Source organism: Pseudomonas sp. SAR267, from assembly GCF_052077595.1.
In the GTDB taxonomy this organism is placed as follows: Bacteria; Pseudomonadota; Gammaproteobacteria; order Pseudomonadales; family Pseudomonadaceae; genus Aquipseudomonas; species Aquipseudomonas vlassakiae.
This window is the reverse complement of record NZ_JBQIHU010000001.1, coordinates 2,452,586-2,464,758: the sequence shown is the minus strand read 5'-3', so window position 1 is coordinate 2,464,758 and position 12,173 is coordinate 2,452,586. Positions and strand designations below refer to the sequence as shown.

Genomic DNA, 12,173 nt, shown 5'->3' with positions numbered 1-12,173 from the left:
ACGAGCGGCCTTGCCGGGGCGCCGGACCGGTCGGAAAGGGCCGCAAAGCGGCCCCATGCGGTTTAAAGCCCGTTACGCGCCTTGAATTCGCGACGGCGGCGGTGCAGCACTGGCTCGGTGTAGCCGTTCGGCTGTTTGGCACCTTCGATGACCAGCTCGATCGCCGCCTGGAACGCGATGTTGTCGTCGAAATTCGGCGCCATCGGGCGGTACAGGGCGTCGCCAGCGTTTTGCTTGTCGACCACTGCAGCCATGCGCTTGAGGCTTTCCAGCACCTGCTCCTGGCTGACCACGCCATGGCGCAGCCAGTTGGCCAGCAGCTGGGCCGAGATGCGCAGGGTGGCGCGGTCTTCCATCAGGCCGACATCGTTGATGTCCGGTACCTTCGAGCAACCTACGCCCTGATCGATCCAGCGCACGACATAGCCGAGGATGCCCTGGGCGTTGTTGTCCAGCTCGTTGCGGATCTCTTCAGCCGACCAGTTGGTGTCGGCCGCCAGCGGGATGGTCAGGATGTCGTCGACCGAAGCCGGGGTGCGCGAAGCCAGCTCGCGCTGACGCGCCTGCACGTCGACCTTGTGGTAATGCAGAGCGTGCAGGGTGGCGGCGGTTGGCGACGGTACCCAGGCGGTGTTGGCGCCGGCCAGTGGGTGAGCGATCTTCTGCTCGAGCATGGCGGCCATCAGGTCGGGCATCGCCCACATGCCCTTGCCGATCTGCGCACGGCCTTGCAGGCCAGTGGCCAGGCCGACGTCGACGTTGTTGTTCTCGTAGGCGCCGATCCACTTCTCGTTCTTCATGGCGCCCTTGCGCACCACTGCGCCGGCTTCCATCGAGGTGTGGATTTCATCACCGGTACGGTCGAGGAAGCCGGTGTTGATGAACACCACGCGCTCGGCGGCCGCCTTGATGCAGGACTTCAGGTTGACCGTGGTACGGCGTTCCTCGTCCATGATGCCGACCTTCACGGTATTGCGCTTCATGCCCAGCAGGTCTTCGACGCGGCTGAAGATCTCGGCGGCGAAGGCGACTTCCTCCGGGCCGTGCATCTTCGGCTTGACGATGTACACGCTGCCGGTGCGGGTGTTTTTGCGGCTGGTGTTGCCTTTGAGGTTGTGCAGTGCGATCAGGTTGGTGAACAGGCCGTCCTGGATGCCTTCTGGGATTTCGTTGCCCTGAGCATCAAGGATCGCCGGGTTGGTCATCAGGTGACCGACGTTGCGCACGAACAGCAGCGAACGGCCGTGCAGGGTTACGCTGCCGCCATTGGGCGCGGCGTATTCGCGGTCCGGGTTCATGGTACGGGTGAAGGTCTTGCCGCCTTTGCTCACGCTTTCGGCCAGGTCGCCCTTCATCAGGCCCAGCCAGTTGCGGTAGACGATGACTTTGTCATCGGCATCGACGGCGGCGACCGAGTCTTCGCAGTCCATGATGGTGGTCAGTGCCGATTCCATCAGGATGTCTTTGACGCCGGCGGCATCGGTGCTGCCGACTGGCGTGCTGGCGTCGACCTGGATTTCGAAGTGCAGGCCGTTGTGCTTGAGCAGCACAGCGGTCGGTGCCTTGGCATCGCCATGGAAGCCGATCAGCTGGGCGTCGTCACGCAGGCCGCTGTTGCTGCCGCCTTTCAGGGCAACGACAAGCTTGCCGCCTTCGATGCGGTAGCCGGTGGAGTCGACGTGCGAACCGGCAGCCAGTGGCGCGGCTTCGTCGAGGAAGGCGCGGGCAAAGGCGATTACCTTGTCGCCACGCAGCTTGTTGTAACCCTGGCCCTTCTCGGCGCCGCCTTCATCGCTGATGGCGTCGGTGCCGTACAGGGCATCGTACAGCGAACCCCAACGGGCGTTGGCTGCGTTCAGGGCGAAGCGGGCGTTCATCACCGGAACCACCAACTGCGGGCCGGCCATGTGAGCGATCTCTTCGTCCACGTTCTGGGTGGTGGCCTGGAAATCGTCGGCTTGTGGCAGCAGGTAGCCGATTTCCTGGAGGAATGCTTTGTAGGCTACGGCGTCGTGCGCCTGGCCTTGGCGTGCCTGGTGCCAGGCGTCGATCTTGGCTTGCAGCTCGTCGCGCTTGGCGAGCAGGGCTTTGTTCTTTGGAGCGAGGTCATTGATGATCTTCTCTGCACCGGCCCAGAACTGCTCGGCGACGATGCCGGTCCCCGGAATGGCTTCGTTGTTGACGAAGTCGTACAGGACCTTGGCGACCTGAAGGCCACCGACTTGAACATATCCAGTCATTGCTTGCCTCACTCTGCTCAGCTATTTCGCTCTTCTGTATTAAGCCTGTAGCGCTTCTCTAAACACGTTCCAGTGCTTGCCCTCGTCGGATGGCACGAGCGCGGCTGGGTGCGGCCTGCCAGACGGGCTGGCAGGCAGTGTGCGTATTTTCACAGGCGCCTTGGCAGACATCCAAACGACGTTTTGTAGTCCGCGCCACGGGATACTACATGATGCAGTAGACGAGGCAAAATCAGACTAAAAGCGCCGTTATGCGACCAGTTGGTCGCGTATGGTCACGCTGGGAGAACGTATGTTCGCAAAAAACGGGTGGATTGTTCCAGATAAATCTTGAAACAGTACACGATTTGTTATCCGGATTGCCCTGCGGCAGGTTGCCGCGCCTTGCCTATACTGAGTCGATCCCCCGTATTTACGCCGCCTCGGGCGGCCCGACACCGAGGAAGGGCCTGTGGATCATCTTGTACTCACCGTGATTGCCCCGGACAAGGCCGGCCAGGTCGAGCGCATTGCCCAGTGCATCGCCGATCATAATGGCAACTGGCTGGAGAGCCGCATGTCGCGGATGGCCGGACAGTTTGCCGGGATCCTGCGGGTGGCGGTGCCAGCGGAAAACTACGACGAACTGGTCAAGTCGCTGCAGGCGCTGGGGCAATACGATATACGCGTGCTCATCGCCGAGAGCGGCATCGAACCCTCCTGCACCTGGAAACCGATTGCCATGGAGCTGGTGGGCAATGACCGCCCGGGTATCGTGCGCGATATCACCCGCCTGCTGGCGGACCAGGGGGTGAACCTGGAGCGCTTCACCACCGAAGTGCGGCCGGCGCCGATGAGCAGTGAGCCGCTGTTCCATGCCGATGCGCTACTGGCGCTGCCATTGACCTTGTCGCTGGATGACCTGCAACAGAAGCTGGAGAGCCTGGCGGATGACTTGATGGTGGAGTTGAAGTTGCGGCCGGAGGACTGATCGGGTTATCCCGATTTGACGGGGACTGCCCTGTGGATAAGCTGGGGGCGCCCCTCGCCAGCCCAGGAACGGCAAGCCTTCCCGAGGTTTGAGCAAAAAACGTACAGAAATCAGCAGCTTGTGCACAAAGCACGGGGACGAGGGTGTGGATAACCTTTGGAGATGTTTCTGCAGGCCACGAATCACGTGGCCTGCACGGTTTTGATCATTTTTTGATCAGGCGCGCTTGCGCAGGGTCAGCCAGGCATCGACGCTGTAGATTGCCAAGCCCGCCCAGATGAAGATGAACGCGATCAAGCTGCTCGAGGACAGCTGCTCATCGAACAGCAGCACTGCCTGCAGCAGCACCAGGGTCGGCGCGAGGTACTGCAGGAAGCCCAGGGTGGTATAAGGCAGGTGCCGCGCTGCTGCGTTGAAGCACACCAGCGGCACCAGCGTCACCGGCCCCGCTGCCATCAGCCACAGGGCCTCGCTGCTGGTGTAGAAGTCAGCTTGTGCGCTCATTGCCGTCGGATGCAGCAGCAACCAGCCCAGCGCCAGCGGCACCAGCATCCAGGTTTCCACCACCAGGCCGGGCAACGCCGCTACCGGTGCCTGTTTGCGAATCAGGCCGTAGAAGCCAAAGCTCAGCGCCAGCGCCAGCGACACCCACGGCAGGCTGCCCACTTGCCATACCTGCTGGGCAACGCCCACCGCCGCCATGGCCACTGCCAGCCATTGCAGGCGGCGCAAGCGCTCGCCGAGCAGCAGCATGCCCAGCAGCACGTTGATCAGGGGGTTGATGTAGTAGCCCAGGCTGGCCTCGAGCATGCGGCCGTTGTTCACCGACCAGACATAGGTCAGCCAGTTGGCGGCGATCAGCGTACCGCTCAGTGCCAGAATTGCCAGCCGGCGCGGGTTTTCACGCAGTTCACGCCACCAGCCGGGGTGCTTCCACACCAGCAGCAAGAGTGAGCCGAACAGGGCCGACCAGAGCACCCGGTGGACGATGATCTCGACCGCCGGAACGCTCTGGATAGCTTTGAAGTACAGCGGGAACAAGCCCCAGATGATGTAGGCACCAAGGCCCAGGAGATACCCGCGGCGCGGGTTTGCAGCTTGCATGGAGAGTCCTTGCTCAGTAAAGCGACGCCTATTGTAGACAGAGGCGCGCTTGCTTCTAGAACAATTTCAGCGGTTGTTCATCCAGCGCTGCCATTTGCTCGCGCAAGGCGAGGATCTGATCACCCCAGTAACGCGGCTGGCCGAACCACGGGAAGCTCGGCGGGAACGCCGGGTCGTCCCAGCGCCGCGCCAGCCAGGCGCTGTAATGGAGTTGGCGCAGGGCACGCAGCGGTTCGATCAGGGCCAGTTCACGCGGGTCGAAATCGTGGAACTCGTTGTAGCCATCCACCAGTTCGGCCAGTTGCCCCATGCGTTCCTCGCGGCTGCCAGCGAGCATCATCCACAGGTCCTGCACCGCAGGGCCCATGCGGCAGTCATCGAGGTCGACGACGTGATACACCTCGTCGCGGTGCATCAGGTTGCCGGGGTGCAGGTCGCCATGCAGGCGGATGACCTGATGCGGGGTGCGGGCATAGACATCCTCGACACGCTTGAGCAGATCCCGGGCCACGGACTCGAAAGCCGGCAGCAAGTCCCTGGGGACGAAACCACCGTCGAGCAGGGTGTTCAGCGAGGCATGGCCGAAGTTGTCCACAGCCAGCGCTTCGCGGTGTGCGAACGGGCGCGCAGCCCCTACCGCGTGCAGGCGGCCAAGCAGTTGGCCGAGGCGGTAGAGCTGGTCGAGGTTGCCGGGTTCCGGTGCATGGCCGCCTCGGCGCGGGAATAGGGTGAAGCGAAAGCCCTTGTGCTCGAACAGGGTCTGGCCGTGGTGTTGCAACGGCGCGACCACGGGCACTTCGCAATCGGCCAGTTCGGCGGTGAACTGGTGCTCTTCGAGGATCGCCGCATCGCTCCAGCGCCCCGGTCGGTAGAACTTGGCGATCAACGGCTGCGAATCTTCGATGCCCACCTGATAGACGCGGTTCTCGTAGCTGTTCAGCGCCAGGACCCTGGCATCGCTGAGAAAGCCCAGGCTTTCCACGGCGTCCAGGACCAGGTCGGGGGTGAGGGTATCGAAGGGGTGAGACATGCGGGCTCCGGGGGTGGGCGGCGTGCTGGCATGGTAACTCATTCCATGGCTTTCCCTCAGATTGCCTGTTCTGGCCCTTTCGCGGGTGAACCTGCTCCCACAGGATATGTACAACACCTGAACAGGGTGCAGTACCTGTGGGAGCGGGTTCACCCGCGAGGAGGCCGGCACAGGTTAAACCGGTACCCCGAGCAATACATAGGAAGGATGGAACTGCACCTTCACTTTGCTCCCTGCTTTGATCGACTGCCCAACCAACCAACCTGCCTCGGCAAATGCACACAACGTCTGCCCATTGCCCAGCGCCAACCGCACCTCGCTGTCCCCTTGCGCATCCGCCAGCACCGCTTCGACGGTGGCGTTCAGCACATTGCTACCCGCATCCGCCTCATCCCCTGCTGCCAGCAACTGCACCCACCCGGCCTTGAGCAGCGCCACCACCGTGGTCCCCAATGTCAGCTCCAGCCGCGCCGTGCTGTCAGGGGTAATCAGCGCATCGATCTCCAGCCCGCCGCCCAATGCCAGGCTCACCCGATCATGCCGGCCCTCCCTGCGCAGCCCGCTGACCTGCCCCTGCAGCTGGTTGCGTGCGCTGGTGCGCAGCATCAGGCGCCCGAGCAGGTCCAGGTCGCTGGACTCTTCGGCGGCGTCGAGAATCTGTGCCTGCAGTGCCTGCACCTTCTGATACAGGCGCAGGACCCGCTCGCCTTCCATGGACAGCCTTGCGCCGCCGCCGCCTCGGCCACCCGTGCTGCGCTCGACCAAGGGCTTGCTGGCCAGGTTGTTGAGTTCATCGATCGCATCCCAGGCAGCCTTGTAGCTGATGCCGGCAGCCTTGGCCGCGCGGGTGATCGAGCCTTGTTCGGCGATGTGCTGGAGCAGGTTGATGCGCTGCGGACGGCGCGCAATATGCTGGGTGAGCAGGGCGGGCAGGGACATGGGGCGGCCTATCGGGTGATGACCCGTCAAGCTTGCCCCGGTTTTGCCGTGCGTGCCAGGCAATACACATCGATCCTGCGCGCACCTGCCTGGTGCAACAGCTGCGCAATGGCCTGCGCGGTGGCCCCGGTGGTCATCACATCATCGATCACGGCAACGTGGCGGCCCTTGAGTGCTGCCTCGCTGGACAGCGCGAACGCCTGGCGCAAATTACGCCGGCGAGCACGGGCGTCCAGGCTCTGCTGTGCCGGTGTTTCACGCGTGCGCAGCAACAAACGTTCATCACATTCGATCACCAGTGCCTTGGACAGCCAGCGCCCGAGCATGCCGGCCTGGTTGAAGCCGCGCTCGCGCAGCCGGCGCCGGGCCAGCGGTACTGGCAACAACAGGTCTGGCCTGGGCAGGCCTTCCTGATAGCGATGGTGCATGTGCAAGCCCAGCAGTTCGGCCATCAGGCGCCCCAGCGGCCATTGGCTGTTGTGCTTGAAGCGGCTGATCAGCGTGTCCAGCGGGAACCCGTAGTGCCAGGGCGCCATGGCCTGGTGAAAAGCTGGCGGGCGGCGACTGCACTGGGCGCAGATCAGGCCGGCCATCGGCAATGGCAGGGCACAGCGCAGGCAATACTCGTCGAGCCAGGGCAATTCCTGCTCGCAGGCGGCGCACAGGGGGTAATGCTGTTCGGCAGGTTCGCCGCATAGCAGACAGATATGGTTAATATTTGTACAGTTGTAAACCAGTGCTTTTAACCAAGGTTGACAGTTCATAGGCCATCCATGAGTATGCGAGCTATCCGTGATGCGCTGGCGGGCACTTGTACCTCGGCGCCAGTTACAGCCTAAACAAGGAAACGCCGATGAGCGCCAGCACAACTGCAACAACACGTCACGATTGGTCCCTGCCTGAGGTCAAGGCGCTGTTCCAGCAGCCATTCAATGACCTGCTGTTCCAGGCGCAAACCGTGCACCGCGCGCATTTCGACCCCAACCGCGTACAGGTTTCGACGCTGCTGTCGATCAAGACCGGCGCCTGTCCGGAGGATTGCAAATATTGTCCGCAGTCCGGCCACTACAACACCGGGCTGGAAAAACAAAAGCTGATGGAAGTGCAGAAGGTGCTCGAGGAAGCGGCTCGCGCCAAAGCCATCGGCTCCACCCGCTTCTGCATGGGCGCGGCCTGGAAGCACCCGTCGGCCAAAGACATGCCCTACGTGCTGGAGATGGTCAAAGGCGTGAAGGCCATGGGCCTGGAAACCTGCATGACCCTCGGCAAGCTCGACCAGGATCAGACCCTGGCCCTGGCCCAGGCCGGCCTGGACTACTACAACCACAACCTCGACACCTCGCCTGAGTTCTACGGCAGCATCATCACTACCCGTACCTACAGCGAGCGCCTGCAGACCCTGGCCTACGTGCGCGATGCCGGGATGAAGATCTGCTCTGGCGGCATCCTCGGTATGGGCGAGTCGCTGGACGACCGCGCCGGCCTGCTGATCCAGCTGGCCAACCTGCCCGAGCACCCGGAATCGGTGCCGATCAATATGCTGGTAAAGGTCGCCGGTACCCCGCTGGCCGATGAAGAGGACGTAGACCCGTTCGACTTCATCCGCATGCTGGCAGTGGCTCGGATTCTCATGCCGAAGTCGCACGTGCGCCTGTCCGCCGGCCGCGAGCAGATGAACGAGCAGATGCAGGCCCTGGCCTTCATGGCGGGCGCCAACTCGATCTTCTACGGCGAGAAATTGCTGACCACCGCCAACCCGCAGGCCGACAAGGACATGCAGCTGTTCGCTCGCCTGGGTATCCAGCCTGAAGCCCGCGAAGAGCATGCCGACGAAGTGCACCAGGCGGCCATCGAGCAGGCCTTGGTCGAGCAACGCAGCAGTGAGCTGTTCTACGACGCCGCGTCTGCCTGAGATGGCTTTCGACCTGGCGGCGCGCCTGGCCGAACGGCGTGCCGCAGACCTGTATCGGCAGCGGCCATTGCTGGAAAGCCCGCAGGGGCCGCAAGTGGTGGTCGACGGCCAACGCCTGCTGGCCTTCTGCAGCAATGACTACCTGGGGCTGGCCAACCACCCTGAAGTGATCGCCGCCTGGCAAGCTGGCGCCGGGCGCTGGGGTGTCGGCGGTGGCGCCTCGCACCTGGTGATCGGCCATAGTTCGCCGCACCATGCTGTCGAAGAGGCGCTGGCCGAACTGACCGGTCGCCCACGGGCGCTGCTGTTCTCTACGGGCTACATGGCCAACCTGGGCGCCATCACCGCGCTGGTGGGGCAGGGCGACAGCGTATTGCAGGACCGCCTGAACCACGCGTCGCTGCTCGACGGTGGATTGCTCAGTGGCGCCCGGTTCAGCCGCTACCTGCACAACGACGCTGCCAGCCTGGCCAATCGCCTGGCCAAGGCAACTGGAAACACGTTGGTGGTCACCGACGGTGTTTTCAGCATGGATGGCGACCTCGCCGATCTGCCGGCCCTGGCCACTGTGGCCCGCGCCCACGGCGCCTGGCTGATGGTCGACGACGCCCATGGCCTGGGTACGTTGGGTGAGCAGGGCGGCGGAATCGTCGAGCACTTCGGTCTAGGCATCGATGACGTACCTGTGCTGATCGGCACGCTGGGCAAGGCCTGCGGCACGGCTGGCGCTTTCGTCGCAGGCAGTGAAGAGCTGATCGAAGCCTTGGTGCAGTTCGCCCGGCCCTACATCTACACCACCAGTCAGCCGCCAGCGCTGGCCTGCGCCACGCTCAAGAGCCTGGAACTGCTGCGCCGTGAAACCTGGCGCCGCGAGCACCTGGCTGCGCTGATCCGCCAGTTCCGCCAGGGCGCTTCGCAAATTGGCCTGCAATTGGTGGACAGCCCGACGCCGATCCAGCCGATCCTGATCGGTGACAGTGCCCAGGCTCTCAAGCTGTCGCGCATGCTGCGTGACTGCGGCCTGCTGGTGACCGCCATTCGCCCGCCAACGGTGCCTGCTGGCAGCGCCCGCCTGCGTGTCACCCTGAGCGCGGCGCACAGCGAGGCGCAGGTGCAGCTATTGTTGAATGCATTGGCCGAGTGTTATCCACAGCTGGAGGCCGCCGATGCGTAACCGTTTGATCCTTTTACCCGGTTGGGGGCTGGGCACTGCTGCCCTCGAGCCGCTCGCCGCCAGCCTGCGGGCCCAGGACGCACGCCTGCAGGTCGAATTGATGCCCCTGCCGGAACTGCCTGATGCCGACGTGCAAGCCTGGGTGGACTACCTTGATCGCAAGGTGCCCAGCGACACCTGGCTGGGTGGCTGGTCGCTCGGCGGCATGCTCGCCAGCGAGCTGGCGCGCAAGCGTGGCGACCATTGCTGCGGCCTGCTGACGTTGGGCAGCAACCCCAGTTTCGTGGCCCGCGCCGATTGGCCCCATGGCATGGCCGAGGATACCTTCGGCACCTTTCTCGATGGTTGCCGCAGCCACACGTCGGTGACCCTCAAGCGTTTCCGCACCCTGTGCAGCGACGGAGCCTTGCAACCTCGCACGCTGCTGCGCCAATTGGGTGTCGGTGTGCCGGATACCGATCCGCTGTACCTGGCCACCGGCCTTGAAGTGCTGGCCAAACTCGATACCCGTGAGGCCCTGCAGGCCTATGGCGGCCCGCAATTGCACCTGTTCGCCGGCAGCGATGCGCTGGTGCCCGCCGAGGTGGCCAAAGCGCTGAGCGAGCTGCTGCCCGATGTGGAAGTCGGCCTGGTCGAAGACAGTTCCCACGCCTTCCTGCTGGAGTATCCACAGGAGCTGGCGGCGGGCATCAAGAGTTTCCTGCATGAGAGTGGCGATGACTGACCTTTCCCGTCCAACCCTGCCCGGCGCGCTGCCGGACAAGCGCCAGGTGGCCGCCTCGTTCTCTCGGGCGGCAGCCAGCTACGACAGTGTTGCGGCCTTGCAGCGTGCGGTGGGCATGAGCTTGCTGGAGCAGTTGCCGGATGACGTGGCACCGACGCGCTGGCTGGACCTTGGCAGTGGCACGGGGCATTTCAGCCGGGTACTGGGCGAGCGTTTTGCCCAGGCCAACGGCGTAGCTGTGGATATTGCCGAAGGCATGTTGTGCCACGCGCGTGGCGAACAGGGCGGGGCGCATTACCATGTGGCCGGCGATGCCGAGCGCCTGCCGCTGCGTGACGCCTGTGTCGACCTGGTGTTCACCAGCCTCGCGGTACAGTGGTGCGGTCAGTTCGCCAGTGTGCTGGATGAGGCTCGGCGAGTATTGCGCCCGGGCGGGGTGCTGGCGTTCAGCAGCCTGTGCGTCGGCACGCTCGATGAATTGCGCGCCAGCTGGCAGGCCGTGGATGGCATGGTGCATGTCAATCGCTTCAGACGGTTTGAAGACTACCAGCGCCTGTGCGCAGCCAGTGGCCTCTCCGAGGTCAGCTTGCGGCGCCAGGCCCATGTGCTGCACTACCCCGATGTGCGCAGCCTGACCCATGAACTCAAGGCGCTCGGTGCGCACAACCTCAACCCCGGGCGGCCTTCTGGCCTGACCGGCCGAGCACGTATGCAAGGCCTGTTGCAGGCTTACGAAGCGTTTCGCCAGCCTCAGGGGCTGCCCGCCACCTATCAGGTGGTCTATGGTGTGTTGCGCAAGCCACAGGCATGAGAGGAGCAGCATGAGCCAGGCCTATTTCATTGCCGGGACCGACACCGATGTCGGCAAGACCACCATCGCCGCCGGGCTGCTGCATGCGGCCCGCTTGCAGGGGTTGAGCACCTTGGGCGCGAAGCCGGTGGCTTCGGGTTGCTCGATGACGGCCAAAGGCCTGCGCAACAGTGACGCCCAGGCGTTGATCGACGAGAGCTCGATCAAGCTTGCCTACGAGGAGGTCAACCCGTTTGCCTTCGAACCGGCCATTGCGCCGCATGTGGCGGCCCGGGAGGCGAGTGTCGCGCTGGAAGTCACGGTGCTGGCAAAGGCCATGCGCCATGTTCTGGAGCAGGGCGCAGACTTCACGCTGATCGAAGGCGCTGGCGGCTGGCGCGTGCCATTGTCCAACCATGCCAACCTCTCTGACCTGGCGATTGCCTTGAAACTGCCGGTGATTCTGGTGGTTGGGGTGCGCCTGGGCTGCATCAACCACGCACTGCTCAGTGCCGAGGCAATTGCCCGCGACGGGCTGCAACTGGCAGGCTGGGTGGCGAATGTCATCGAACCACGGACCTCGCGGCTGGAAGAAAACCTCGCCAGCCTGGCGGAGCGACTACCTGCCCCGTGCCTGGGGCGGGTGCCGAAGCTCAAGCAGGCTACTGCGGATGCGGTGGCAGAGCATTTGCAGCTCGACTTGCTGGAGTGAATGAAGCCGGATATGCCTTTGGCCTATCAAGTGGCACTCAGCCATTAGGGATTTAAACGGGCCTTTTCGCGCCTGGCCTGCTTTAATTGCCCTTGTTCATATCCAGCGTCATTGGAGTTCTGACATGGAAATCACCGGCAGCACCGCGTATTACGCGGGCCTCAATGCCATCTACAACGGCCAGAACCGTGTCGATCAGGCCGCCGGCGAGATCGCCAATGCCTCGGTTGAGCGTGCCGCCACCAGCCAGTCCAGCGACTTTCAGGCCGAGCGCCTGCGTGGGGTCGACCGCAGCCAGCAAATGGACCTGGCAACCAGCACCGTGCAATTGGCCCTGGGCAAGACCGAGGTCGAACTAGGCGCCAAGGTGGCCAAGGCTTCCGACGAAATGCTCGGGCGGTTCATCGATACCTACGCCTGATCGGCCACTTTTCTCCGAGTTTTACACAGCCCCTGTGGGGGCGGGCGTGCCCGCGAATGCGTCAGATCATGCAGCTCCGTTGCCTGCTCTGGCCCTTTCGCGGGCGCCCCGCTCCCACAGGGGCATTGTTTTTGGAGGGAGTGGCATAAACGCCATC

12 protein-coding genes are annotated in these 12,173 nt (G+C 63.7%); 7 read left to right on the top strand and 5 right to left on the bottom strand.

Features of this window, described 5'->3' with window-relative positions:
• Positions 1–62: 62 nt before the first annotated feature.
• A complete protein-coding gene (locus ACTORR_RS11880; protein ID WP_286935450.1) occupies positions 63–2,240 on the bottom strand; it encodes a malate synthase G in 2,178 nt (725 codons plus the stop codon).
• A gap of 451 nt (positions 2,241–2,691) precedes the next feature.
• Here ACTORR_RS11880 and ACTORR_RS11875 point away from each other — a divergent pair, with 451 nt between their 5' ends.
• Positions 2,692–3,210, top strand: a complete 519-nt coding sequence (locus ACTORR_RS11875; RefSeq protein WP_054885257.1) for a glycine cleavage system protein R — start codon at positions 2,692–2,694, stop codon at positions 3,208–3,210.
• Positions 3,211–3,426: 216 nt separating this feature from the next.
• Here ACTORR_RS11875 and rarD read toward each other — a convergent pair whose 3' ends face one another.
• From rarD to ACTORR_RS11855, 4 genes are all read right to left on the bottom strand, one after another.
• Positions 3,427–4,314: an EamA family transporter RarD gene (gene rarD, locus ACTORR_RS11870; RefSeq protein WP_099813748.1), complete on the bottom strand. Its 888-nt coding sequence runs from the start codon at positions 4,312–4,314 to the stop codon at positions 3,427–3,429.
• A 55-nt stretch (positions 4,315–4,369) separates the two neighbouring features.
• A complete protein-coding gene (locus ACTORR_RS11865; RefSeq protein WP_286935449.1) occupies positions 4,370–5,344 on the bottom strand; it encodes a serine/threonine protein kinase in 975 nt (324 codons plus the stop codon).
• A gap of 174 nt (positions 5,345–5,518) precedes the next feature.
• Positions 5,519–6,283, bottom strand: coding sequence for a TOBE domain-containing protein (locus tag ACTORR_RS11860; RefSeq protein ID WP_286935447.1), 765 nt, complete (start codon positions 6,281–6,283; stop codon positions 5,519–5,521).
• A gap of 26 nt (positions 6,284–6,309) precedes the next feature.
• On the bottom strand, positions 6,310–7,047 hold the full coding sequence (locus ACTORR_RS11855) for a ComF family protein (RefSeq protein WP_099813746.1): 738 nt from the start codon (positions 7,045–7,047) through the stop codon (positions 6,310–6,312).
• 89 nt (positions 7,048–7,136) lie between these two features.
• Here ACTORR_RS11855 and bioB point away from each other — a divergent pair, with 89 nt between their 5' ends.
• From bioB to ACTORR_RS11825, 6 genes are all read left to right on the top strand, one after another.
• Positions 7,137–8,195, top strand: coding sequence for a biotin synthase BioB (bioB, locus tag ACTORR_RS11850; RefSeq protein WP_054885252.1), 1,059 nt, complete (start codon positions 7,137–7,139; stop codon positions 8,193–8,195).
• A 1-nt stretch (position 8,196) separates the two neighbouring features.
• Complete coding sequence (gene bioF, locus ACTORR_RS11845) at positions 8,197–9,369, top strand: 8-amino-7-oxononanoate synthase (RefSeq protein WP_286935451.1); 1,173 nt, start codon at positions 8,197–8,199, stop codon at positions 9,367–9,369.
• Positions 9,362–10,093 carry an alpha/beta fold hydrolase gene (locus ACTORR_RS11840; RefSeq protein WP_054885250.1) on the top strand — a complete coding sequence of 244 codons (732 nt, stop codon included), beginning with the start codon at positions 9,362–9,364 and terminating at the stop codon, positions 10,091–10,093. Before bioF ends, ACTORR_RS11840 begins: the two co-directional genes overlap by 8 nt.
• Entirely contained in the window at positions 10,086–10,904 is an 819-nt protein-coding gene (bioC, locus tag ACTORR_RS11835; RefSeq protein ID WP_054885249.1) for a malonyl-ACP O-methyltransferase BioC, read from the top strand. The genes ACTORR_RS11840 and bioC overlap by 8 nt, the downstream gene beginning before the upstream one ends.
• A gap of 10 nt (positions 10,905–10,914) precedes the next feature.
• Complete coding sequence (gene bioD, locus ACTORR_RS11830; RefSeq protein WP_099813742.1) at positions 10,915–11,595, top strand: dethiobiotin synthase; 681 nt, start codon at positions 10,915–10,917, stop codon at positions 11,593–11,595.
• 124 nt (positions 11,596–11,719) lie between these two features.
• Positions 11,720–12,016 carry a hypothetical protein gene (locus ACTORR_RS11825; RefSeq protein WP_054885247.1) on the top strand — a complete coding sequence of 99 codons (297 nt, stop codon included), beginning with the start codon at positions 11,720–11,722 and terminating at the stop codon, positions 12,014–12,016.
• Positions 12,017–12,173 lie beyond the last annotated feature (157 nt).